The sequence below is a fragment of the Lysinibacillus sp. RS10 genome, from assembly GCF_041956855.1.
GTDB lineage: Bacteria > Bacillota > Bacilli > Bacillales_A > Planococcaceae > Lysinibacillus > Lysinibacillus xylanilyticus_A.
On the sequence record NZ_CP167122.1, the window covers coordinates 3019873 to 3045853 of the forward strand.

Here is a 25981-nt window from a genome sequence, read left to right on the forward strand (position 1 = left end):
AAACAAACGGCAGGAAAAGATTTTACTGTTAAACAAATAAATGTAAGAAACCAGCAGCCAAAGCATTGCTGGTTTTTTACTTTTCGAGCGCTGGATACACCATAAAATGACACCTGTCATAAAGAACCTTTGACTCGTGTGAATGTTTTTTTCCTTTGATTTTCCATATGATTTTAGTAAGAAAACAAAGAAAGAGTGATTTGAAACATGCAAAATAATCAAAGACTACCATTAATCGATATATTACGAGGTTTTGCTGTATTAGGGACGCTTGGTACAAATATTTGGATTTTTGCTTACCTTGGGGACCCATCATCTATTATGACCAGTAATTATTCAGGCTGGTGGTCATTTAATGACTTTTTACGAATGTCCGTTTTATTTTTAGTAAACGGCAAGCTCCTAGGGTTATTAACTATTATGTTTGGGGTTGGTCTGGAATTAAAATATCAGCAATCCATGCGACAAGGAAATGCTTGGCCAGGTATGTATATTTGGACACTGTTATTTTTATTTACGGAAGGGCTTATCCACTTTACCTTAGTCATGGAATACGATATTTTAATGAGCTATGCTGTGACAGGGGTCATCGTTGCCTTTATCGTCAAAATTGGTGATAAAGCGATCAATCGTTGTTTATATGTGTTCGGTGGCTTTCATGCCATGATGATTCTTTTAATTTTATTCAGTACATTGCAAGGTACCAATGTACTTTATGAAAGCGATTTAGTTGTTTCACTTTATCAACACGGTACTTGGTTTGAGCAAATACAATATCGCTTAGCAAATTTTCTCTACTATAGAACGGAAGCAATCTTTATTATTCCAATGAACATCTTTTTATTTTTACTTGGGGTGAAATTTATGCGTAACGGTGTCTTTTCTCAAAGTGAACAGGGTCGCAAGGTACGAAAAAAGCTTTTATTAATTGGGATTTATATTGGGGTACCATTGAATCTTCTTATTTTTATTCCAGGAGGAACTTTTGATTTTCCAGTTCGCTATTTATTTGCACCAATCCTATCAATTGGTTATATTGGTATTTTAGGTAAACTGATAGAATACAAGAAGGTAGATTGGTTATGGAAGAAGCTTGGAGACGTCGGTAAAATGTCCTTAAGCTGCTATGTCCTTCAAAATATAATGGCATCGATCATTTTTTATGGCTGGGGTTTAGGTTTAGGAGGAAAGCTAAATAGCATTGAGATTATTGCCATTTGGATGACGATTTCCCTGCTACAAATTTTTATCGCCCAACTGTGCATAAAACACTTTCATTTTGGACCATTGGAATGGATTCGTAAAAGTACTATTCAAGCTATTACACGTAAATAATCAAAAAGGGCTGGTGTAGCATATAAAAATTTATCCAAGAGATCAAGCAAAGCATTATCTAATTATCGATGTAGTATCGCTCATTTTTTTATTCACCATGGTATTAGGGTCAAATTCTCAATTACCATTATTGGCTAAAATAATAATCCTACTGTTATTTTTAGTAGCGTTCTATATTGCTTTATGGTTTAAAGATTGGCGTTTACTTGTAGCTTCTTTACTAGGCTTTACTCTTATTATCATACTAGGTATTTATGAAGGATCTTCTATGTTGATTTTTGGATTTACATTTGCTGATTTACTTGGAAGAGCTAAAACGAAGTGGCATATTGCAGTAGGCATGAAGGCAATTGCCCTTATGTTTTTAATCGTTATTTTGTTTGAATCCGAAACATCTTTCCAATTAGAGACCGAAGCTTTAATACCTATCATGATCATTCAGCTACTATTTCCAATGTTAATCTATTATGTGGAAAAATCCAAAAAATTACAATCGGAATTAACAGAGGTCAATACGCAATTAGTTCAGCAAGAAGAAAGACAACGGATTGCCAGAGACCTCCACGATACGCTTGGTCATACATTGACAATGATTAAAATAAAAACAGAACTAACATCAAAATTAGTCGATAAAGATACGATGCGTGTAAAAGATGAATTAAGTGATATTTTAGCAACAACGCGGACGGCATTAAAGCAAGTAAGAGAATTAGTCTCTGATATGAATTTTATTTCTCTAGAAAGTGAGCTCACACATTGTAAACAGCATTTACAAACAGCGAATATTTCCATAAAAATGAAAAACAACTGCCCAAAACTACTACTAGCCAGTGTGGAAGAAACGATGCTGTCTTTATGTCTTCGAGAAGCAACTACAAATATTATTAAACATAGTCAAGCGAAAAAATGTCGCATTGAAATGAATGATATTGATGGCATTTTGACGTTAAACATCGAGGATGATGGTGTGGGCTTACATAACCAAGGGCTCGGAAATGGACTAACATCAATGAAAGAAAGAATGACTGCCCTTCACGGAAGTGCTTCCATTGAAAATTTATCGAGAAACGGAACAATTGTGACGTTAACACTCCCTATCCAACACTACAGAAAGGAGCCAACTACATGATACGAGTATTACTAGCAGAGGATCAACAAATGTTACGCGGCGCCTTAACTTCCTTGTTGTCGTTTGAGCCAGATATCAAAGTGATCGCAGAAGTTTCAGACGGTCAAACAGCGTGGGAATCTATTCAACAAGAGCTACCCGATGTTTGTGTATTGGACATCGAAATGCCGAACCTTACTGGACTTGACCTTGCTGAAAAAATTAGACAGGCAAATTTACCATGCAAGGTGATGATTGTCACAACCTTTGCACGTCCTGGCTACTTACAGAAAGCAATGGACTGTGAGGTACACGGTTATTTACTAAAGGATGAACCGATCGATTATTTAATTGAAACCATCAGAAAAGTAATGAATGGTGAAAAGGTTGTTAGCAGAGATTTAGCTGCTACCTTATTTATGAAGGAACAAAATCCATTAAATGAACGTGAAATTGCTGTTCTACAACTTGTAAAAGAAGGACTCACAACGAATGAGATTAGTAAAAAATTATTTTTAACGAAAGGTACGATTCGAAACTATTTATCAACCTCCATTCAAAAGCTGCATGTCGAATCTAGACAACAAGCAGCCCAAGTTGCCAGTGATAAAGGCTGGCTTTAGAAAAAGAAAAGCGATACTGCTTCCTCATCTAGAAAGGATACAGTATCGCTTAGTATTTTAATTGACTTCTTTTTTATTCTTAGATACCAAATTTATTATGATTTCTATCAGTACAACAGCAATTAAAGAAAGTCCGAATAGTGGCATCAGTATACCTAAAACGATCATGAAAACGATGAAAGGAATAGATACTTTTTGAGAGATTTTAGGTGGTGCTGATAGAAGACCTTTTTTCTTTCTTAGCAACCATGTTCTAACTCCCCAAGCAATAACCACTAAAAATGCTAGACATACTAGTAAATTTATTAATTTATTTGGCCAGCCAAACAAATGACCTTCATGTAAAGGAATTCCCCACGTGAACCATTTGGCAAGAATGCCATAGTCCTCATATCCAACTTTGTCAATAAACTTCCCGCTATATTGATCAAAATACATTGTTGTTTCTTCATCCGGACTAACATCAAGTCCTGTTATACCTGTGTTACTAGATTTTGCAACTGTATAGACACCGACTTCACTTGTAGGATAGATAATCGCGTAAGGTTTTGATATATTCATTGCATCAATTTCATGTTGTAGCTTTTCTACGCTTAGTTGGTAAGGGTTAACACCACAGCCCGTATTGGCTTCCATACCATGATGTGCTGCATGTCCTGAATCTGACGTTGGAGGGATTTCTTGTCGAGTAGCCCAAGGAATCTCACTTACATCCGATGTAGGAGGCTGCTGCTGTAATACTGGCGTGCCGAAAGAAGGATGATCTTGTGAAGCTTGGTAAATATAGTTCCCCATAAACGCAGACCATGGTAAACCTGTAAAAATGATTACAAGCATTGGAATCGTAATAATTGTTCCGACAATGGCATGAAATTTCCTACTCTTTTGACGTTTGTTTGTCTGCTTTGTTTTCTTTAGTAGTTTTGCTTTAAATGTCATGTATACACCTGAAAGCAGTAAAAAAACAGCCCAGCACGAAGCTAATTCTACTAAATAATTAACAAAAGTTCCCCCTATAAATAAAGAACTATGCAGATTTCTCATAATATTTGCAAAGGTGTAACCAGCATCTTGACCACCAATAATTTGGTTATGATCATCTAAGAACACATATCTTTCTTCACCATCTGCATTTTTCATCGTTAAACGTGTATTGTATGGCTCTTCTAACTCTATAATTTTATTTGTTTTATAGCCAGCATATGATTCTTCTGCACGTTTAACGGCTTCGTCAATGGTTAGTACCTCAGTTTTTCCGCTATCACCAAAAAAGTAGTTATCATATAAATGATCTTCTACATCGGTATAAAATAAAAAACCTATACCACTGAGCGTTAGCGAAATAAGTAGTGGAGTAATAAATAAAGCGGCATAAAAGTGCATTCGCCAAAAGCTCTGATAAAGCGTGTTTTTCATGTCTAGTTCTCCAATCTATAAAATACAATTTCGCCTTGGCGTAATTGCGTCCGGATTTTGAATTGTGCACGCACAATTCATTCCTTTCAAAATCCGTGACATCCGCCGGAGGCATTATCTTCAGTAAGTCTTTACTGAATGAAGATAAGTGCAGAATTATTATATAAAGAAAAAGTGAAATAAGAATGAAGTCCTAGTAAAATTTTATAACACTGATAGATCCACATGAACCGCCCGCCGATTCGTGAAGACAAATAAATAATCAGTGGGGATGAAGAACCCCCCCACTGATTATAGTTTTACTTTATCCAATTAGTTCTTTCATTACATTCGTATAAGCAGTAAATATGTCATTTTTATGAACAGCATCCTGCCCTACATACTGTTCAACTAGCTCCCTTAATGTTTGAGAAGCGTTTGTATATTGCTTTTGCATGATTTCAAATTTCAACAGACTTTCATAATACTCAATTACTTGTGGATTCATGTGTAACACGCCTCCTCTTTAAAAAGATGTCTACTATGACAACTACACGGCATAATATGTTGATCGCCATCACGAATCAATGTCGTCTTGGCGTAATTGCTACAAATTGAATTTATGATCCGTACCTCTATCTTATTATTCCGTTTTAATTATTATTCCATTATGTGTGTACACACAGACAATATCCTAAAAGATTACAATAATCTATTGTATGGAAGTCAATTTTTAAAGTCATTTTACAGGCGTGTTGATTTAGAAAAAATAGGTATATCATTGAGCGATAAAGGATTTTTTTGTTTGTTGTAACTTTTTCACTATTTTTTACAAACAAAAAAAGAGCGTACCAAAATTACCTTCTTCTTTTATTTTGAAATATTTAATTGGTTTGAGAAATAATAAAACCCTCCCATCACAGTATAAAATGGGCGAGTTAGGTATATAAAAGTTTTTCTTAGTTAGTTAAATGCTATGTACGTTTTAAACTTTCCTCATAATCTTTTTGCATATTTAAGATAGGGTAAAATTCATTAAATTTCAAGACAACACTATCGTAATCACTTTGTTCTAGCGTTCCAATAAATTCCGCTTCTCCATCTAAAATGAAAGATGTAAATCGGTCACATTGAACATATGACTCACAATCTAAATTAGCTTCTTGCCAATATCTAATTTCTACTCGATTTTGAGGTCTCGGTTTTGTAGTTATTTTTAATGCGAGGAATTCATGAGGCGTTGAAGTCAAAACAAAAACAAGGACAGGGCGAACTTTATCACCATGTCCTTCTTCGTAAGGATGGTTAAGTCTGTATATTTCTCTTGCTTTCATAAATCAATCAATCCTCCATCCAAAAGTCATAATCAGGATGAGAAGGATTAATTTGCATGACTCCATTCTTGACTATTACAGTTTCTTTACTTGCTACAAGTTCCTTAATTCGTTTACTATCAAGATCATACCTTTTAGGAATCTTTTCTTTTGTATCGAATTTTTCTTCTTTTAGAACTTCTAACATATCTTTATCATCCCTTTCTTTCACAGTCTATCACCTCCAATAAAGTAGAATGGATACTACTACTATTATATTAGAGATTGATAGGGTTTATTTAGGAAAATTATAGCATATATTGGCGTAGTATCAAGAAAGGTTAACTTTTCTATCGACAAAAGAAGTAAGAACCACAACAAAATGTTATGGGCCTATTCCCTCATTCTTCTTACTGGTTTTATGAAAGCTTCTAATAAAGCAAAAAACACTATACTTAGAAGGATTTAACAATATTATTCTAGAAGTAAATATAGAATAATTCTTTTAGGGAGGAAGAAAAATGATTATTGGCTTACACCATGTTCAAATTACTATTCCAAAAGGCCAGGAAGATCAGGCCAAACATTTTTATTGTACGATATTAGGGCTTAATGAGATTGAAAAACCGGATTCTCTTAAAGGACGAGGTGGATTTTGGTTACAAGTCGGCAATAAAGAGGTACATATAGGAACCGAGGATGGCTTCGATCGATTAACGACGAAGGCTCATATTGCCTACCAAGTTGAAAATATAGAATACTGGAAACAGGTATTAGTCGAACATCATGTAGAAATATACGATTCTGTGCCTATCCCTCATTTTGAACGTTTTGAATTTAGAGACCCATTTGGTAATAGAGTTGAGATGATTCAGGAAAATTAAAAAGCCCTTTTTGTACTGCTCCAACGATGTTAGGAAGTCCTCTAACATCGTTGGAGCAGTTTATGATTTCATGCAATCTACAAATAATACATCCTACTGAAACATTTGTAATGAAACTGTAAACTCTCGCGATGAAGCCTTTTATATCAAGCGTTGAAAGCCTATTTCAAAAAGGCGTGGTAACAATTACCTCAAAGAAGCCCTACTTTTTCATGCTACGATTAATTCCAATGGCAAGCCAAAACAGGATTTATCCTAAAAAAGCTTCAGGAGGAAATTAACAACATGAATAAACGATTTTTAACTACAACATTAGCATTGACGATCGGTTTTAGCACAGTGGGGATGATACAACCTACTGTTCATCCAATAGAAGTAGAAGCTGCAACAACAAATGCCCAAAATAACGCACAGGCCGTTTCTTTGAAAGCAGATCAATTAATTCAAACAGGTAAAAGCTTAATTGGTAAGGCAACATACAGCAATACTGTATATAAGCCCACTTATCCTTATAAATTTTCTTGCGCTTCATTTTTAATGTACATTTTCGAGAAGAACGGTGTTGACCTAGGCACTTACAATGAAAATTATATGATTCAACAAGGAACATATGTAGCAAGAAATCAATTACAAAAAGGCGATTTACTATTCTTTAAGAGTAAAAAGACAGGAACAGACCCTGATCACGTAGGTATGTATATCGGAAATAACAAGATGATCCACATGGCTGATTCTAAACAAAATATTGTTATTTCTGATTTAAATAGCAAGCCATATTACACAGAAAATTATGTCTCTGCTCGCAGAGTCTTACCTACTTTACTTTCAGCTAACCCTGCAACGAAAGGCGATAAAATTGTTGAAAACGCCTTAAATTATAAAAATAAAGTAACAATTAGCTCAACGAATAATGAAAAGAATCTACGTTTTACAGCACCAGGATACGTAGAGTTTATTTATCGTAAGAGTGGCGTTAATCTTGGTACAACCAATTTAAAACAACAAATGAATGTCGGAACAACGGTTTCACGTGCCAATTTAAAAAAGGGCGATTTGGTGTTCTTTAATAGTTCAACAGGCTCTAAAACCCCTTCAATGGTAGCTATCTATGCTGGTGATCATCGTATCATCATTCCAAATTCTGATGGTGTAATGACAAGAGTACTATTAGTTGACTATTATAAAGACCACTTTATTACAGCAAAACGTGTGTTTTAAAAAAGTTCAACTCTAACTGCTGATCATTTCTACTACCTAAACAGTGGAGTGGACCGATATTTCTCTCCTATTCACGCACGCACGTTTAAATAAATAGAAGACAAGAAGCATTCCTTTATGCGGAATGATATTATCCCCTTTAAGTAGAAAAGAGCTACAGTAATCTGTAATTAACATTCTACTTAAAGGGGATTTTTCTATGCCTAGAAAAAATAGTTTGTCTACAGTAGAAGTTTTTTATTTGCATTTTATTATTCTTTAATAGAAACCAACACTAACTATAAAAATTAAAAATAAAAATAGCATCAGCATGAATCGCACAAATGCATGTCTAATTTCTTCATTACTTTCAGCTATTTTTATTTCTTTTCTATATTTGAACCAACTACATAATGTTGTAATTGTTAAAAGAATAAATATAAAAATCTTCATATAATCTCTATTCCTCACTTTAAATGTTTTATACGAAGCAATAAGCGCAAAATAAGTTCAATCAAAAATTTCATACATTAATAGTCACTAATGTCGCATGAATTTTAATTGAATTTTCTGTTTTCTATTTCTTCCGTTTTTAAAGAAAATGAAAGATACTTAAATAGAGATAGTAAACATCCATTTTTTTACTATAACCTTTGACCGGGGCAACTGACAGTTCTAAATCCTTATGGTACCGTAGTTCCTTCGATTTCCCGAAGCCAAATACGTGCGGGCTTCCATAGTGTTGCTTTTAAGTACCTACTAATTTGTAAGTACGTCAGTGAACTGTTTGTGTAAAGCTGTGCTAGCACGTTTAAGCAGTAAACGATCATCGCAATGTACACCTGATTATGCACAGCTTGCTCGCTTTGCCCGTAGAACTTTTTAATGTTCAGATGCTGTTTCATCCACTTGAAAAACAGTTCGATTGCCCAGCGTGACTTATACAGTTTAGCGACTTCATCTGCGCTTAAATCAAAACGATTCGTAATCAGATGTAGCTCTTTACCGTTTGGATCTATTACTTCGATACGGCGAAATACATTTTCAGCACGATTTTGCGTGTTGCCAATCAGAATCATTTCATCCGATAACACCGATGACTGTTCAGGTACTTTAAATGATTCAATCACACGTGTTACGGCGTTTTTTCGCAAGCGTGAGACAAAGAAAAGTCCGTCATCTGTCATGCGGTCAAAGCGCTCATAATCTAAGTAGCCTCGGTCAAACACGTACAAGCACTCCTTGTCATCAACGAGAATTTCAAGCTGACCACGATCATGTTCTTTCGCATTCGTCAGCACCGCTTTATCAGGGTACGAACAACCTTTTTCTAGGTAAACAAGGCGCAAATGTAACTTCACACCTGATTTTGTTTTACGGAATTCAGCCCATCTATGGTTGTTTAAGTTCAATGGCAATGTGCTAGAATCAATGATTTTTAGTGGTGTTGTGGTTTTTCGGCGCTGCTCAAAATGCGTTTTCTCATGAATTTGCCCGACTAAGTCTAGAAAAATTTGTTGGAAAAACTCAGTTGGCACTTGGTTTAATCGCCGACCTAACTGCGAAAAGCTGATGGACTCTAAATACGTTGCTTTTTGTAAGTCGTCTGATAACAGCGTGTCACTAATGGCACGTAGACTTTCGGTTTCATTCAGTTGCGCAAACAGTAATAATTTCAAGAATGAAGCGATGTGAAGCTTCTTTGTATAGTAATTTAATTGATGAATTTCAACTAATTTCTCCATTTGTGTAGAAGAAATAGGTGAAAACCATTGTTCAAATGAAGTTTTTCGTGTAAACTTATCCATGCTTATGTCCTTTATTTTGGATTTGGATGGTTTACTACCACCCAACCATTATAAAGGCTTTTTTTATGCACGGATAATATTGCAGAAAATTCAGTTTTTTAAAATACGTTGAATTATTTTAATGCGACGCTAGTGATTAATAGTATATCTTTTATTTTTATAGAACTAGCCACAAAAAGAAACGTGTATCGCAGTTTCCTTCTTTCTGATCAAGGATACCAGTACACGTCAATCAAATACCATTAACAGGTTGAACAACTGGGCATAATCGGCAGCCATTCACGTAAAGAGATCTGCCATGAAATGCCTGTATCGAATCCTTCTTCTCACATTTTAAGAGTGAATGTTTATATCTCTTAGCTGACAATTCGGAGGATGAAGTGATACAAGCCGTTGAAGAATATATATACTTTTATAATTACTAACGCTTCCAAAAACGACTCAACCATCTGGCACCGATAGAATATCGACACCAGATGGTTGCTTAGTCTCTTTTAAAGCTGTCTACTTGACAGGGGAAGCTTCTTTTTTTCTATTTATCTATTTTTTAGGTTATTGGCAAATTCAATCATAGATCTACTAGACATCGGTCCCTTGATAAGCACTATCGTATCTTGATCAAGCTTTGGTTTCAAAATTTCTAAAACGCCCGTAACATCTTTAAACTGATGAACTTCTGCGCTTGTTCCTTCCTTTAGCACTTGTTCTGCAATAGTCTCTGCTCTTTTGCCAATCGTAATCAGTGTATCAATTTTTCTTTGGGCGACCATGGAGCCTATTTCCCGATGATATTTTTCTTCGAAATTACCTAATCGCTTAATATCTCCTAAAATAAGGATGACTTTTTTATCTTTTCCTATCGTATCTATCACTTTTAAAGCTGCTTCAACAGATGTCGGGTTATTTGTCCACGTGTCATCTACTATCGTACTATCACCAATACCTTTCGAAAATTCTAAATGTCTTGCCATCGGTTTAAATGATCGCAAACTTGAGATGGCATGACGAATGGAAAGTCCCATTTCTTTTATGGCCGCGATAGCAGCTAATGCATTATATACTTGGTGTTCACCGTAGCCAGGGACAAATACATTGTACTTTGCATCGGATACATGTAAAACAAACCGCATGCCGTTATCTTGAAATTGTATTTTAGAAGCTTTGTAATCTGCTTGTTCCTGTAATCCAACAGTAATCATCTTTCCCTTAAAAGTATGCATAGGGATCTTCTTGATATTTTCATCATCGCCATTGATAATCAAGATGCCGTTATCCCTTATTCCATCTACAATTTCTGCCTTCGCTTTAATATAGCCTTCAAGGTTTCTACAGCCATCTAAATGATGCACACCAATATTTGTAATGATGCCAATTGTCGGCTGATAAATCATACACTGATGCTTAATATTCCCTGTATTTCCTAAACCTAATTCAAATATTGCTGCTTTCGTTGTGTCATCGATACCTGTCAAATAAGGTAATGATTGCCGAGGTTCGTTTTTACTACTTATGGATGCTTGAACATTCCATTCTTTACTTGCTATATGTTTAATCATTTCTTTCGTTGTTGTTTTTCCACATGTACCTGTCAAAGCAACAACAGGTATTTGGAACAGACCTCTGTAATATTCGATAAACTTCCAGTATGCCTGCACAATACTTTTAACCTGTATAACAGTTGTATTCTCTAGTGCGTTTTTCAGCTCTGTTGTTGATTTATTTGATAACACTAGAGACGGACCCATACGATTGATCTCTTGCCAGTTAATTTCATCATTTTTACTAACAAACATTAGTGTATGACTTTGCGTCAAATCGTGTCGATTATAATAGATGGCATGTTTGACAGACCAATTTTCAGAACCGCTTATCAATTCCCCCTGTAGTAATTTCCTAATATCACTCACACTTATATGTTGCAAGGTAATTATTCCCCCTCTCTTTATCCAATAATATATGTCTCTAATCAATTGGGTATTGTTTGGCTCATCACCATAAAGTGTGGTTGATTTCTGTACCAACCGGGCGCTTGGGTGCTGACGCTTCGCTTTCGCGCAGAGCAAAGCTTCCTGAGGGCGTCTGATGAGCCCCAAGGAGTCGCCCAGCCTCTACTCCAATCAACCTATATAGATGGCAAACGTTTTAACAAATGTCATCCACAACTTTTGGTGATGAACCTGTTGTTTGGCCAATCTTCCAACATTTCTCGTATGGACTTCTGTTTTATCCCTTTTTATCTTCTTTCCAGAGCGCTCCTTTCTAGCAGAATACTATACATTTGTAGAGAAACACTCTGTGTGACACAGGCATGATCCCACACGATTCGTTGAGACTATTCAGCTGGGGGTACAGTTTTTACCTTTAATTTTGCAGCTAATTCAAAAATTTGTTTACTATACATATCTCCTTTAATGAGAACAATCGTATTTTCATCAATAAGATTTTGTAATAATTTATAGACGAACGTACTATTTCTAAATGTATAAACATGTGAACTAAATCCTAAATCAATGGCATGGTCCGCCATAATGCGTGCATGCTCCCCTATTGTAATGAGTACATCGACCCCAATGCGATTAATTAACTCTCCCGCCTGCTCGTGAATAGTATATCCCCAAGAGCCTAAATCTGTAATCGTTCCAATTATTGCAATCTTTTTCTTACCTACTCCAAGCTCATTCAAAACCTTTAATGCGGCTTCCAAAGAAGTGGTCGTAATACTCCATGTATCATCCAATAACACGGAATCATTAATGCCCTCAAAAAGCTGAAGCTGCTTATTTAAGTGTCGGAATGATCGCAGTTGTTCAGCAGCCATTGGAATAGGAATACCTATTTCATAAACGGCTGCAATGGCTGCAAGCGCATTATATACTTGATGCTCACCAAATCCTGGTACAAAGATTTCATAGCTCATCTTTTTGTGATGAACGTTAAACAACATACCATTTTTGTGGTAGCGAATATTACTTGCTCGAAAATCACTGGATTGATGCTTACCTACTTTAATGATTTTTCCGTGAAACCTTGATAAATCTATTTTGCTTGTGTTGACATCCTCAGCATTAAGGATTAATGAGCCAGCGGGATCAATAATGTCCAGCATTTCTCCCTTTGCCTCAATATAACCCTCCAACGTTTTACAATAATTCAAATGATGTGCTCCTATATTGGTAATAACACCAATGGATGGCTTAAAATATTTTCCTGCTTTTCTGACATCCCCTGGTGAACCAACAGCCGTTTCAAAAACAGCCGCTTCAGTTTCATCATCAATGCTCAGTAAATATTGTAAAGAAGCTGTTCTAGAATTGCTGCTAAGCGTAGTGGCTGCCACTTTATTTTCAGCAGAAAGAATATGTTTAATCATTTCTTTTGTCGTTGTTTTTCCTGAAGTGCCTGTAATCGCAACGATTGGGATATTAAACTGACTTCGATAAAAATGTACAAATTTCCAATAGGCCTCATCTACATTCGCTACGTTAATAATGATTACTTGACTAGGAATCTCTTTTGGACTATAAGACCAATCCGTTACTAGCACTAGAGGAAAAAGCGACTCTAGACTTTTCCAATTAACAATATGTTTATCCGTAAAAAGGGCTGTATTTGTTTTTTTCACTTGCTTTAGTCGATAAGCACCATACTGAATGAGCACTTTATCTGACCCATGCACTAGTTTACCTGCAGTAATCATGGTTAAATTCTTCACCGAAAGAGGCTTCATATTTTCTCTCCCTCCTTTCTATTTCTAGTATATGAAGCATGCTTAAAGTTGCTTGGATGTAGACATGATACATAACTAGAAGAAAACTATGTGTTTGCATATATATATAGATGATTAAGTGAATAAGTAACTAAGTACCATTAGAAGGAGTGATATCTCTGAAAGCCATTGTATTTATCGGTACAAATAAATCCGGGTCAAGTCGTGAAGCAACAAGAGCAGCAGAAAGATTAGGCTATTTTACAATACTTTTCACCAACAATGAAAAACAACTTCAACAGCGAAAAGCCTACCCCGACATTCATAAAATGATTCTTATTGACACTTTGAACATAGAAAAAATGAAAGAAGAAATTGATAAATTATCTAAAAATGGATTTGAGATTAAAAGTGTTGTAAGTTTTGTTGATCCATTTGTCCATATTGCTTCTATTTTATGTGATGAATTTTGTCAAAACTATACATCTTCATCCGCCATCGAAATAATGGAAGATAAAGAAAAAACAAGAAATCATTTAAGGGACCAAAGTTATTCACCTCAATTTGCCCTAATTAAACCAGACGAAACCATTTCTAATAATATGGGTTTTCCATTGATTGTGAAGTCTCCAAAATCAACGGGCTCCAAAGATGTGTTGTTAGCAAAAAATTCAGCTCAGCTTAATAATCACCTCAAATCTCTTCGAAGTAAGAATCCAAATGAAACAATTATGATTGAAGAATACCTTGATGGCCCTCAATATTTAGTGGAAGCCATCGTTTTTCAACACCAAGCTCATGTAATAGGCATTATTGAACAAGAAATTACCAAGGGGAAACGCTTTATCATTACCGGTTATGGCGTAGTCGTCAAAGCTCCTGCGAACATTCAAACTGGGATCGAAGAAGTACTCCATTCCATTGTTAAGGCGTTTAATATTGAGAATGGTGCCCTTCATTTAGAGCTTCGTTTAACACAAAATGGTTGGAAGCTGATCGAGATTAATCCTAGAATTTCAGGCGGCGCCATGAACAATATGCTACAAGCTGCTTTTGGATTTAGTTTAGTGGAAGAAACGCTTAAGTTATTTTTAGGTGAAGCCCCTAATGTCAAACCGAGGCATAGAAAATCTGTTTATACAAAATACATCATTGTTGACAGTAAAGGTATTTTAGAAAGGGTAATTGGAAAAAATAGAGCAACAAAATCACCAGGTATTGTAGAGGTATATGTAAAGCCGAAAAGAGGAACATTACTAACTCCACCTTTATCAATGGGTCATCGCTATGCATATGTCATTGCGGAAGGTAACACTTTAGCCGAAGCTAAAAAAAATGCAACAACCGCAGCAAAAGAGATAAAATTTATTCTAAAAGTGTAAAATAAATTTTCTAAACAGAATATATTTCCAAAAAAATACCCGAGTAATTGTCACGTTCTAGTGGACAGTTACTCGGGCTTAAAAATTATTCTTTAAAAGTTTGGTCTAAAAATTTTACCGTTTCAAACATATTCGTTTTACTTGCACCCTTTACTAAAATGGTGTCATTAGGTTTTATGATTTTATCTAATAGTACATGCAGTTCTTCCTTATTAATAAAGTGATAAACTTTAGAAGGATTCATCCCCTTAGCTATTGCAGCATTTCCCATTTCCTCTGTTCTAAATCCGTAAGTAATGAGTAAATCTATCTCTTGCTCTTGAATGTACTCGCCAACTTTACGATATTCCTCTTCCCTTAAATCCCCTAGTTCTCGCATCTGACCTATGATTGCTACTTTCCGTTGCTTTGCAATATTCTTCAGAACATCAATTGCAGCCCGTACACCTTGAGGGTGAGAGTGAACAGTATCGTCAATAACTGTGATTTCATCGCGACAATTATAAATTGTTAACCTTCTTGGCGGCTTTTTGAAATTTAGTCCCGCTTTAATATCTAATCGACTAAATCCTAAATGATCGGCCACTGCAATCGCATTGAGCGCATTATAAACATGATGTTCCCCTAAAATCGGGATATACATTTCAGTTTCTTGTCCCTGCAGCTTTATTTTAAATGTCATACCAATATCTTTATATTGAATATCATAGGCATTATAGTCTGCTGTGCCATGAATACCAACTGTTAAAACCTTTCCTTTAAACTTCTGTGTTTCTAAAAACTTAGAATTGTCATCATCTTTATTCAATATTAGTAAACCGCCTTGAGTCATTCCATGTATTAATTCTGATTTTGCCTTTGCCACCCCTCTAATATCTCCATCAAAATTACCGACATGAGCCAAACCGATATTTGTGATAATACTAATATTCGGTTGGATAATGCTACAGTGATTTGTTATGATTCCAGGATAGGCCATTCCGTACTCAAGCACGACCGCTTCATGTGAAGCATTGATTTCTTCGGCGTGTTTTTTTGTATGCTCTGTCGTATTCCAATAATCTTTCGATTCAAAAATGTTCCATTTTACCGATAAGATAGAGGCAAGAAATGCTTTAGAAGTCGTTTTTCCGGCACTACCGGTAATTGCAATGATTGGTAAATTTTGTTTTTTGGTTAGATGTTTATTTTTCTGTTGAGTAATTTCACTTTGAAGTTGTTTCTTGTTCTTTGCAAGATACATTGCATATTTAATAGAATTGATCACCACATCTAATTCTAAATAAAAGGCAGGTGGGCAGCCCGGCCGCCAGTTTACCTCATACATCCAAATTTTTTGATTTTCATCTAATCCAATATCAATGCCAATTTCATCAATGACCTCTCCAAATTGCACTATTTGAATATCATCTAAATGATGGGCTAATGACAAAGAAAAATGCTCTAGCATGCGCCGGATATTATAGCCATCTTCTTCAAATTCCTGCTCCAAAAAAGGATCTAAATAATTTGTAAAACCACCATTGTTAATATTAGGTATAATCGAGCCATTTGGTGCAATGCGCGGATAGATTGTCGTAATAATCCATTTGCCTTCCCCGTTTTTTTGCACATGCAGACGAAAATCATAAACTTGCCCTGATTTTGTTACTGATTGAATATAGGGCTGCATGATAAAGGTTCCAGTAGAAAGTTGATCAGCTAATAATTTATCTAACTGGGGCTTCGAATAAAGACTCTTTTCGCTATCCTTCCTTACCTCAAAATTAGTACTCCCTGCTTGCGAAATAAAATAGATCCCTTTTCCCTTTCGGCCATCTATAGGTTTAAACACTACTTTTTTATAGGTAGTCATAAACTTATGGAACAAATCAGCACTTTTCACAATCTTTGTTGGGATTAAATACTTGTCAAATTTCTTAGCTTCCCTAAGACGTTCCATAACGTTCCACTTATTTCCGATTGAATGTGTTGTAAAAGGTATTTCTTTTTTTAATCTATTAATAATTCTCTTTGATACCGATAATTTTTCAGGACTTCCTGCATTGTATATTACATCTGGAAAGGGCATTTTCCTATCGTGCCATTCGCCATCTTCATATACTTTCCCGTTTATGGAACGTGTATTAAAATTCACGCTTCTTGGTGTAAAATAAAAAAATTGAGCTCCTTCTGCTTTTGCCACAGCTGCAAATGCATACGACTTAATAACAGTTCTAGGATCTAAACGGTGATGTAACATCCCAATAAGTGTCATGCATTAATCTCTTCCTTTCCTGTAATTCTAATTCTCTTTCTAATAAATTCAATCAATCCAGCGTGCATACAGACAGATGCTCTAATCATTCTGTTATTTTAGTGGCTCCGCACCAAAATATGTACTTGACGGCACTCCTGCTTTTTATATCAAGAACAGATTTTAGTATTGTTTCATTTGAATAGTAAAAAAATGATCCTCACCATTTGGGCTCAATGATGTATTTCCCTTTTAACATATCAGGCTTCAATAATTGAATTGCCGAAATACCACTTAATTCAATAGATTTTTTTGTGGATGTTTTCTCTAACCTCACAACCTCTGGTAACAAATTCGTATCGTGCCCTTCATAATCATAGGCACGTAAAAGCGAAACAGTTCCACGACAACGTTCCCTATCAATATCCTCTATACGAAAAAACTCTGTTTCAAACTTCTTTACTGTATCTAATAATTTTAAATGAGCACCTTTATGTGTAACTAAAAAAAAGGGTATCGTATCACTTCCAATTATATTCACAAGTAGCTGTCCAAAGTATTTAGAATGAAAATCATTCATCATATCCTGGAGTGTTTTTATGTCGTAGAGTGCTTCACATAAAAAATGATTTCTTCTGTTTTCATTATTCATTTCCCCCAGCCCCTCCCAAGTCTTGTGAGACATCTATTATCAATGAACCAATTTCAACATGTTTAACACCTTCTCGTTATAATATGTAGAACTTAGGAATATGACGACTTTTTTCATGAAAGAAGGGGATGTTCATGCGGGATAAATTTATATAAATGAAAGAATTCTACAAAAAAAAGAAAACGTCCATCATTTAACATTTAGACGTTTTCTTGTTATGAACGTTATGTTGTCGCATTATGTCGGTCTCCTTGATTTAGAAGAAGAACACCACCAATAATGAATGTAATTCCGATGGCTGAGTAAAGATTAAATATATCTCCCCATATAACGATTCCCACAATGACTGTTAATGCTGTGCCTATTCCAGACCAAATGGCGTATGCTAGGCTTAATGGTAACGTTTTTAAACATAAAGATAATGAATAAAACGAAATGCCATATCCAAATACAACAGCAATGGATGGACCTAAAATTGTAAATCCTTCTGAAAGCTTGAGCATCGTTGTGGCAAATACTTCGCTAACAATGGATAACGTTAAAAATAGATAACCTTTCATTGGCAACTTCCTCCTTAATGTCCACCACCAGCAAGGTTAAGAAAAACCACACCGACAATAATGAACAAAATACCAATCATTTTTTTCACATTGAATAATTCCTTATAAAACACTACGCCGACTATCGCTGTTAGCGCCGTTCCTACCCCCGCCCAGATCGCGTAGACTGTGCCAATTGCTAAAGATTGTAGGGTTAAGGATAGGAAATAAAAGGCAGTCCCGTATCCAACTACTACACCAATTGACGGTAGTATTCGTTTAAAGCCATTTGTAAGTTTCAGCATGGAGCTTGCAAAAACTTCTGAGATAATTGAAATAAATAAAAAACCAAAAGCACTCATCTATGTTAGTCCTTCCATGTCATTTGCATTAATTGTTCAAAAACACCCTCTGCAGCTTCATCCGTAATCGGTGCGATATTTAATCGTTTTGCATAATACAATCCATCAATCGTTAACCGAATCAAATGTACAATAGAAACCTCCAATCCATCCATACATAACTCCTCTAGCAAGCATTCATAAGCTGATGAGATAGATAAATGATCATATTGCCTAATTTGAATTTTTAATGCCTTGCATATTACATTTAACGTAGACACGAATTTTGTATATTGATATGCTTTGTTCATTATACACTTCATTTTATCCGTTCCAATAAAATTCTGTATACTATTACAAAAGACAGAAAGAGAGGATATATAATTTTGGATTCTTTAAATACATACAGAACCATTTTGCAAATGGACCAAAAAGGAATCTCTCCAGCTTCAATTGATTTTTTAGTTGAACACATTGGGGATGACTTTGAAAAGTTCCGCAGAAAATATAAATTTTTATCTATTTCAAAAGGATTTTTAAGAAGCTACTCCTCACTAAAGGAAATGGAATTAAAAACCGAAGTATTAAAATTAGAACAGTCTGGTGAGGAGGCACCTTTAACGAAACTTGAAAATGACTGGTACTTTGCTGATATTATCAATAAACTACCGAATTATGTAAATTTTGAGAACTTCTATCTGATTAAAGAGCATATCAATCATGAATACTTTGTGCTCAATCGACTTAATGCTGAAATTGTTTTATTAGACTATAGCCATGTAGAAAACAAAGAACGCATCTATGTAAATTCATCAATAGAAACTTTTTGTCTTTCACTAGCGATCTATAAACGGTACGTCAATAAAATTACTAAATACTATAACGATTTTCGAGATCAAGAGGAAATGAAGTTTAGTGATGAAATATTAGCAATTCCTCATCAATTAAGGACGAAGTTACGAAAAATTGATTCTACTATACTATGTTCAAAAAATAATTCTTTACACTATTGGGAGAAAAAATGTGATGACTGGGTGGAAAAACTTGCCCTACTAGAAACGTCTCATCGAAAAGGATTAGGGTTAAGAGGGTGGTAAATATATAGTGGTACTTAAAGTGTTAAGGTAAGCAGTAAGCCCGACTGTTGCCTTGGCCAAATGACCGAAGCCGGTACAACTATTGCGCGTGAAGAAGCAAAAATGATGAGCATCCAGTATATTGAACATGGCTACAAATGTGTAAAATGGATGCCACAAAGCACAAATGAAACGTAGAAGTGATAAAAAAGTTGTTTCATTTACAATAAAATCGTTTAAAAAATACTTGTGGTTTTTATGACAAATGTTCTAATTCCTTATAGTCACTATATTATCTTAGGTGGAATAGCATCTAATATCTAGAGGTGGAATATGAAAAAAAAAATGATTTTTTATAGTTTGTTTTTTATCATTACACTACTTATTCTATCTTTTTATCAAAATTATCCTTTGCCCGAAGCATTTATGCATTCAGTCGCGTTGCTCGCTCCAGGGTCTCGGGGCAACAGGATGTTGGTCACGAAGGCGTTATCACAGGACGTGATGCTCTTAGCCTTCGTTCCCCTATCGCTGATCCCCAAGGAGTCACCCAGCCTCCACTCCAATCAACTTATTTACATAGTATATGTTTTAACAAATGTCATCCACAACTTTTGGTGATGAGCCATCTGTTTATTTGGTTGTGCATATTTTGTCAGAGAAAATATAATAATTTTCTTTAGGACAAAATACTCGTCTTGTATGAATCCCCAACAACGAAAAAATGAAGCCCTCTCAAATTAGATTGAGAGGGCTCTTACAATTTATTTTGGTAATGTAAACGTGACTGTATGGCCTTTAGAAGTATCCTTTGAACCTTTATCTCGAATTGGACCTAATTCAAGTTCAAAGGCTTTGTCTTTCCAAATTTTTTCATATTGCTCTTGGTCTAATACGTATACTTGCAATAGCTCGCCAGCTTCTCCAGCTTTAATAATGTCATTATAACTGTAATTTAATAACATACCTTCGCTCAATAAATATTGTGAGCCATCATTAACCGTTAATTTGGAAGACATAGCAGATAAGCCAATTTCACTAGCAGCTTTATTGTCTAGTTTAAATTTCACTGTTAATAACGTCACACCATTTGTGAAATTGGAGAAACGAGGAGCTTCCACCTCATTTGGTGTAAATGCTGTAAACTGATACCCTTCTAAAGTAGCATTGACATCACCAATTTTTTTGCTTTCATTGATGTCGCTTTTTTCCTTCAGCATCTTCTTTTCACCCATATTTTCCATCGTTGCTTTATCTTGATAGAATGATGCGTTACTTGATACTTTTTCCGAACCAGCAGCATGTAAAGCTAGATTAAATCTTCCTTCAGAACCGATCGTAGAATCATATTTTTCTTTTTCAGTAAGCGGTAGTGGAACCATTACCGCTACAGTGCCCAGTTCATTGATTTTTGCTAAATCTGTTGCACCGAATGGATAAGCAATATATCCTGTTACCTCTTCACCCTTTTTTAGCAAATAATCTGTTGAGTAGCTTAGCTTTGTTGGTAATTGATCTTCTTCAGGAATTAACTCTTTATAGTTCGTATAATATTTATCTGCACCCGTAAATGTGATATCTAAACTAGGCATATAATAAACATCTTTATCCATGTCATTTTTCACTGTATATTTAGCTAAAATGACACCACCATTTGTTTCCTCGTTAAATGGAATATTAAAATCAGTATGGAAATCCTTCAATTCTACTACTGAATATGCATCCAGTGAAATCGAAACATTTTCCATTTTATGTACTTGGGGTTCATTGTTTTCAAATAGAACTTTCGTTTTCCCTTGAGTTTCCTTCTCCATATAAGAAATTAAAGAAGCAAAGTCGGCTGATCCTTCAGTAGTTTCTTTTTCTTTTTTAGGCTCGTCTTTTTTAACTTTATCTTGTTCTTGACCTTTTTCTTCCTGTGTGTTCTTTGAATTTTCATCTTTTTTTGCTTCATCTTCATTGTTTCCACAGCCACCTAGAATAATTGAAGTGGATAAAATTAGCGAAGATATTAAAAATAAACTCTTTTTCATTTCTTCCTCCAAGATGTATCTTTATCATTTTTTAAGCTCAATAAAAAACAATTTATACTAATAAAAGCAATTTTTTGAGCTGATACCCATTTTAATCCACATTTAGTTCCAAAACAACGTACATTGGAAGAAATTATACTATCGAAGCAATGACAATCCAAATTTTGTTTTTTTAATAATTCAATCTTATTTTTCAATTTCCATTAATTTGCATATTCAAGCTTTTTTAAACTATTTTCTTTGAATAATAATTATAAATGTACTAAAAAAAGTTTATATTTTATAACTTTCAGAAAATAAGGATAATATACCTAAGAACATAGACACATGTGAAATCACGTATTTTCACCTTAACGTCATGGCGGCTGTCACTACATTTTGATGCAAATCCATCCTAAAACTAACAAAAATAGAGGCTGGGACATAACTGGTCAAAACCTTAAAAAGCGTGAGAAATCAATTTTAGAAACGTTGATTTCTCGCGCTTTTCTGATACGAAGGTTGTTAATTTTGCTTAGAATATATACTTATGTCCCAGTCTCTACCTGTTTCATATGATGATCGTGTTACAACAGTCCAGCTTTCATTAAATATTCACGTGCCACATCTTCTACATTTTTACCTTCTACATTTACTTGATAATTCATTTCGCGCATCTCATCATCTGTTATCCGATTTGCCAGCTTATTTAAGGCTGTTTCGATCTCTGGATATTTATCTACCGTCTCTTTCCTTAGTAAAGGGGCTCCTTGATAAGGTGGGAATAGTTGCTGATCATCTACCAAAACTTGCAAATTGTATTGACGTATTTCACTATCTGTTGAATAAGCATCTAATAAATCGATATTTCCTGTTTCGATCGCCTGATATCTAAGCTTTGGCTCCATTGTTGTTATATTAGACAATGTAATACCATAACTGCTTTGAATACCCAAATAACCATCTTCTCGATCATTAAATTCCAATGTGAAGCCAGCTTTTATCGTTTCTTGAAGAGGCTTAATGTCAGAAATTGATTGCAAATCATACGTTTCAGCCATTTCCTTTGATACAGCCAATGCATACGTATTGTTATATTTCATGGGACTTAGCATCAACATGCCAAATTTATTCATCATTCCTTCTTTTGCTTGATGATAAACATCTTCCTGATTATTATTGATGGCTTCCTCTTTTAAAAACTCAGAAATTGCCGTTCCAGTAAATTCTGGATAAATATCGATACTGCCAGATTTAAGTGCATTAAATACAAAGGAAGTTTTACCAAGACCCGGTTTTAATTGCACCGTTAAGTCCGTTTCATATTCAATAAGCAATTTATACATATTGATAAGAATCTCAGGCTCAGAGCCAAGCTTACCTGCAATGACAATTTCTTCTTGCTCTTTGAAGTTTAGTAGCGGCAAGATCATTAGTGATAATGCTACAATGCTAATAACGCTCAATGCTGTCATCGTTTTTCTAAAGGACAGTGATTCTAGTTTTTTTAGCAAGAAGTCGAACACTAATGCTAAAATCGCCGCAGGAACAGCTCCTAAAATAATGAGTGCTGTATTATTTCGGTCAATACCAAGCAAAATGATATCCCCTAATCCTCCCGCTCCAATTAATGCTGCTAAAGTTGCCGTTCCAACGATTAATACCATTGCTGTTCTAATCCCTGCCATAATCACTGGCATAGCAAGCGGTAATTCTACCTTCACCAACCGCTTACGCTTATTCATCCCCATAGCCATTGCTGCCTCTTTTAAAGAAGGATCCACTTCGTTTATTCCCGTAAAAGTATTACGTAAAATAGGAAGAAGAGCATAAACAACTAAGGCAATAATTGCAGGAACTTTCCCGATGCCAAACAACGGAATCAATAACCCTAATAGTGCTAATGAAGGAATCGTTTGTAAAACTGCACTAATCCCAATAATACTTTCCGCTATTTTCTTTTTATTCGTTAAATAGATTCCTAGTGGTATAGCAATGACTACTGCAAAAAATAGCGCTATAAAGGAAATTTGAATATGCTCTAATAAGGATGCCAATAGCTGGCCTTTTCGTTCGCTAAAAACGTCAAAAAAATTAGTCATTTGCATTACCTCTTTCTAAGGAATCATGCGCTAAATACTGTAGCATCGATGCTCTTGTGACCATGCCAATTATTTTTCCGTTATCGACTACACCTAAACATTCAAATTGAGCTAATTTTTGAAGAATCGTTTGTAAAGAATCTTTAGATGAAATGCTTTCTTTACAATTTCTTTCACTATCTTCATCCGTAATTGGTTTCATTACAGCTTCAAGATGGAATGGATTCTCACTATGTTTATTTACCCCAATAAACTCTCTCACAAAATCATTAACAGGATTTTGTATAATTTCTTGCGGCGTTCCTATTTGTACAATTTCACCATCCCTCATCACACAAATGCGATCACCTAATTTTAAAGCCTCTTGCATATCATGCGACACAAAGACGATTGTTTTTTGTATGGCTCGTTGAAGCTCAAGAAGGTCATCTTGCAACTTCGTACGACTAATCGGATCTAAGGCACTGAATGGTTCATCCATTAAAATAATCTCGGGATCAGCTGCTAATGCTCGAACAACGCCCACTCTTTGTTGTTCACCACCGGAGAGCTCTTTTGGCTTACGCTCGCTATATTTGTCTGGTTCAAGTCCGACCATCTCCAATAATTCATACACTCGCTTTTGGATTTGCTGTTTACCCCATTTCTTTAATTCAGGGACTACGGCTATATTTTCTTCTATGGTCATATGAGGAAAAAGGGCAATCTGCTGAAGCACATAGCCAATATTCCAGCGTAATTCATGTATGTTATAATCACTTATTCTTTTTTCATTAATTCGAATGGTCCCTTCCGTTAAAGGAATTAAACGATTAATCATCTTTAATAATGTTGTTTTTCCACAGCCACTCGGTCCAATAAGAACAAAAAATTCTCCCTTCTTGATCTCCAAATTAATAGCCTTCACTGCGACTTGGTCATTTACATATTTTTTTGTGACATTTTCAAATGTTATCATTGTATATGCTCCTTTAGGTATGCTTTTACGTACATTATTTTTCTTCTTCATTTTCATATACGGTAAACATAGTAGATCTAGAACTAGCATTATTTTTAAAGAAACATCCTTTTTCTTCTCTATAATTCACAAACTAAAATCCTTTCAAACTTTTTTTGATTCTACATCCAATGTTGGAATTGAGTTATAAATAGGAAGGATCCTCAATTTAGGCATGATGAATAGAAAATCGAATAAGTAACATGAAATTACTATTTTTTAAGAAATTAATAGCTTTTTAAAAGTTCATAATACCATTATTTGTTTTCACAAGGAACCATCCCCACTATATGTAACGATCATTTCATTTCTAAAATATGCTGGTAAATGAGGAACTAATTAAGTTTTTTTTCGTTTTATGAATTATGTACTCTATAAAATATAAACATGACTTTATTTCTATTTATGACTCTGTAATAATTATAAATATATTAACTTTATACGAAAGGAGGGAGATGTTGTAATCTACCAACATCAATGAAACAATGAAATACGTAATAAATTTTTTAAAAGGTCTTATGATTACAATCGTAGTTATCTGTATTTCGTTTTTTATGGTGACGCAGGTGTTCAATACGAATGACAACACAGAAGAACCTGTAGTTGTTGATGATAATCCTAGTGTTGAAGAGTTTATCGGCTCCATAGCAGAAACTGCTCGGGAACTTGGTGCTGAAAATGACTTATACGCATCGGTTATTATTGCGCAAGCCGTTTTAGAAAGTGATCATGGGCAAAGTGGCCTTGGCTCTTCTCCTAATAACAATTTGTTTGGCATGAAAGGTAGTTACCAAAATAACTCCGTAACATTGGAAACATCTGAGGATGATGGTTCGGGTAATATGACAACGGTAATGGCTGAATTCCGCAAGTATCCTTCTTACGAGGCATCCCTACAAGATTATGTTAAATTAATGCGCAATGGTGTTTCCTGGAACAAAGATTTCTATGCCGGTGTTTTTAAAAGCAAGACGAAGTCCTATACAGATGCTACGAAGTTTTTAACAGGCTCCTATGCAACAGATTCTAAATACAATGAAAAGCTTAATGCAGTAATTGCAAAATATGACTTACAACAGTATGACAGTCCTGTTAAAGATAAAAAGACGATTACCGTAGCCGACGGTGACTCCCTTATGCATATTGCGGAGGCTCATAACGTGAATGTGACGTCCATTAAACAATGGAATCAACTTCGATCTGATAGAATTGAAGCAGGCCAACAATTAAACATTTATAAATATTAACGGAAAAAATCTCCATGTACAATTTTTG

24 protein-coding genes are annotated in these 25981 nt (G+C 35.0%); 9 read left to right on the forward strand and 15 right to left on the reverse strand.

The genetic code is table 11. From position 1 onward, the window contains the following. Nucleotides 1-207: 207 nt before the first annotated feature. The 3 genes from ACB089_RS15520 to ACB089_RS15530 all read left to right on the forward strand — a co-directional run bounded on the left by ACB089_RS15520 (nt 208) and on the right by ACB089_RS15530 (nt 3066). Entirely contained in the window at nt 208-1335 is a 1128-nt protein-coding gene (locus ACB089_RS15520; RefSeq protein WP_374967209.1) for a DUF418 domain-containing protein, read from the forward strand. 130 nt (nt 1336-1465) lie between these two features. Next, entirely contained in the window at nt 1466-2464 is a 999-nt protein-coding gene (locus ACB089_RS15525; protein ID WP_374967210.1) for a sensor histidine kinase, read from the forward strand. After that, nucleotides 2461-3066 (forward strand): response regulator transcription factor, encoded by a 606-nt coding sequence (locus tag ACB089_RS15530; protein ID WP_374967211.1) that lies wholly within the window; start codon nt 2461-2463, stop codon nt 3064-3066. Before ACB089_RS15525 ends, ACB089_RS15530 begins: the two co-directional genes overlap by 4 nt. A gap of 57 nt (nt 3067-3123) precedes the next feature. Here the strand turns inward: ACB089_RS15530 and ACB089_RS15535 are convergent, their stop codons facing one another. The 4 genes from ACB089_RS15535 to ACB089_RS15550 form a co-directional block, all read right to left on the reverse strand. Further along, entirely contained in the window at nt 3124-4482 is a 1359-nt protein-coding gene (locus tag ACB089_RS15535; RefSeq protein ID WP_374967212.1) for a PepSY-associated TM helix domain-containing protein, read from the reverse strand. 304 nt (nt 4483-4786) lie between these two features. Further along, on the reverse strand, nt 4787-4969 hold the full coding sequence (locus tag ACB089_RS15540; RefSeq protein ID WP_223554926.1) for a hypothetical protein: 183 nt from the start codon (nt 4967-4969) through the stop codon (nt 4787-4789). A 466-nt stretch (nt 4970-5435) separates the two neighbouring features. Then, nucleotides 5436-5795 carry a type II toxin-antitoxin system PemK/MazF family toxin gene (locus tag ACB089_RS15545; RefSeq protein ID WP_374967213.1) on the reverse strand — a complete coding sequence of 120 codons (360 nt, stop codon included), beginning with the start codon at nt 5793-5795 and terminating at the stop codon, nt 5436-5438. A 7-nt stretch (nt 5796-5802) separates the two neighbouring features. Then, nucleotides 5803-6006, reverse strand: coding sequence for a hypothetical protein (locus ACB089_RS15550; protein ID WP_068985645.1), 204 nt, complete (start codon nt 6004-6006; stop codon nt 5803-5805). 289 nt (nt 6007-6295) lie between these two features. Here ACB089_RS15550 and ACB089_RS15555 point away from each other — a divergent pair, with 289 nt between their 5' ends. Further along, nucleotides 6296-6658 carry a VOC family protein gene (locus tag ACB089_RS15555; protein WP_374967214.1) on the forward strand — a complete coding sequence of 121 codons (363 nt, stop codon included), beginning with the start codon at nt 6296-6298 and terminating at the stop codon, nt 6656-6658. Nucleotides 6659-6943: 285 nt separating this feature from the next. Then, entirely contained in the window at nt 6944-7876 is a 933-nt protein-coding gene (locus ACB089_RS15560) for a C40 family peptidase (protein WP_374967215.1), read from the forward strand. A 662-nt stretch (nt 7877-8538) separates the two neighbouring features. Here ACB089_RS15560 and ACB089_RS15565 read toward each other — a convergent pair. After that, a complete protein-coding gene (locus tag ACB089_RS15565) occupies nt 8539-9663 on the reverse strand; it encodes an IS4 family transposase (protein ID WP_374966526.1) in 1125 nt (374 codons plus the stop codon). A gap of 311 nt (nt 9664-9974) precedes the next feature. Between ACB089_RS15565 and ACB089_RS15570 the strand changes: the two genes are divergently transcribed. Then, entirely contained in the window at nt 9975-10088 is a 114-nt protein-coding gene (locus ACB089_RS15570; protein ID WP_374967578.1) for an IS3 family transposase, read from the forward strand. Between the two features lie 111 nt (nt 10089-10199). Here ACB089_RS15570 and murF read toward each other — a convergent pair whose 3' ends face one another. Together murF and ACB089_RS15580 are read right to left on the reverse strand one after the other, a co-directional pair. Then, a complete protein-coding gene (gene murF, locus ACB089_RS15575; protein ID WP_374967216.1) occupies nt 10200-11585 on the reverse strand; it encodes a UDP-N-acetylmuramoyl-tripeptide--D-alanyl-D-alanine ligase in 1386 nt (461 codons plus the stop codon). 410 nt (nt 11586-11995) lie between these two features. Further along, nucleotides 11996-13390 carry a Mur ligase family protein gene (locus ACB089_RS15580; protein WP_374967217.1) on the reverse strand — a complete coding sequence of 465 codons (1395 nt, stop codon included), beginning with the start codon at nt 13388-13390 and terminating at the stop codon, nt 11996-11998. Between the two features lie 158 nt (nt 13391-13548). Here ACB089_RS15580 and ACB089_RS15585 point away from each other — a divergent pair, with 158 nt between their 5' ends. Beyond that, a complete protein-coding gene (locus tag ACB089_RS15585; RefSeq protein ID WP_374967579.1) occupies nt 13549-14751 on the forward strand; it encodes an ATP-grasp domain-containing protein in 1203 nt (400 codons plus the stop codon). 85 nt (nt 14752-14836) lie between these two features. Here ACB089_RS15585 and ACB089_RS15590 read toward each other — a convergent pair whose 3' ends face one another. From ACB089_RS15590 to ACB089_RS15610, 5 genes are all read right to left on the reverse strand, one after another. Then, nucleotides 14837-17008 carry a YheC/YheD family protein gene (locus tag ACB089_RS15590; RefSeq protein ID WP_374967218.1) on the reverse strand — a complete coding sequence of 724 codons (2172 nt, stop codon included), beginning with the start codon at nt 17006-17008 and terminating at the stop codon, nt 14837-14839. A gap of 199 nt (nt 17009-17207) precedes the next feature. After that, nucleotides 17208-17639, reverse strand: a complete 432-nt coding sequence (locus ACB089_RS15595; RefSeq protein ID WP_374967219.1) for a hypothetical protein — start codon at nt 17637-17639, stop codon at nt 17208-17210. A 224-nt stretch (nt 17640-17863) separates the two neighbouring features. Then, nucleotides 17864-18199 carry a DMT family transporter gene (locus tag ACB089_RS15600; RefSeq protein WP_374967220.1) on the reverse strand — a complete coding sequence of 112 codons (336 nt, stop codon included), beginning with the start codon at nt 18197-18199 and terminating at the stop codon, nt 17864-17866. 14 nt (nt 18200-18213) lie between these two features. Then, entirely contained in the window at nt 18214-18540 is a 327-nt protein-coding gene (locus ACB089_RS15605; protein ID WP_368636507.1) for a multidrug efflux SMR transporter, read from the reverse strand. Nucleotides 18541-18545: 5 nt separating this feature from the next. Then, nucleotides 18546-18830, reverse strand: coding sequence for a hypothetical protein (locus ACB089_RS15610; protein ID WP_374967221.1), 285 nt, complete (start codon nt 18828-18830; stop codon nt 18546-18548). 75 nt (nt 18831-18905) lie between these two features. Here ACB089_RS15610 and ACB089_RS15615 point away from each other — a divergent pair, with 75 nt between their 5' ends. Continuing rightward, a complete protein-coding gene (locus ACB089_RS15615; protein ID WP_374967222.1) occupies nt 18906-19616 on the forward strand; it encodes an SUKH-4 family immunity protein in 711 nt (236 codons plus the stop codon). A gap of 743 nt (nt 19617-20359) precedes the next feature. Here ACB089_RS15615 and ACB089_RS15620 read toward each other — a convergent pair. The 3 genes from ACB089_RS15620 to ACB089_RS15630 all read right to left on the reverse strand — a co-directional run bounded on the left by ACB089_RS15620 (nt 20360) and on the right by ACB089_RS15630 (nt 24667). After that, on the reverse strand, nt 20360-21628 hold the full coding sequence (locus ACB089_RS15620; RefSeq protein WP_374967223.1) for a DUF5068 domain-containing protein: 1269 nt from the start codon (nt 21626-21628) through the stop codon (nt 20360-20362). A 566-nt stretch (nt 21629-22194) separates the two neighbouring features. After that, nucleotides 22195-23709, reverse strand: coding sequence for an osmoprotectant update ABC transporter permease/substrate-binding subunit OpuFB (opuFB, locus tag ACB089_RS15625; protein WP_374967224.1), 1515 nt, complete (start codon nt 23707-23709; stop codon nt 22195-22197). Continuing rightward, nucleotides 23702-24667 carry an ABC transporter ATP-binding protein gene (locus ACB089_RS15630; RefSeq protein ID WP_374967225.1) on the reverse strand — a complete coding sequence of 322 codons (966 nt, stop codon included), beginning with the start codon at nt 24665-24667 and terminating at the stop codon, nt 23702-23704. The genes opuFB and ACB089_RS15630 overlap by 8 nt, the downstream gene beginning before the upstream one ends. Nucleotides 24668-25224: 557 nt before the next feature. Between ACB089_RS15630 and ACB089_RS15635 the strand changes: the two genes are divergently transcribed. After that, complete coding sequence (locus tag ACB089_RS15635; RefSeq protein ID WP_374967226.1) at nt 25225-25953, forward strand: glucosaminidase domain-containing protein; 729 nt, start codon at nt 25225-25227, stop codon at nt 25951-25953. The last annotated feature ends 28 nt before the right edge of the window (nt 25954-25981 follow it).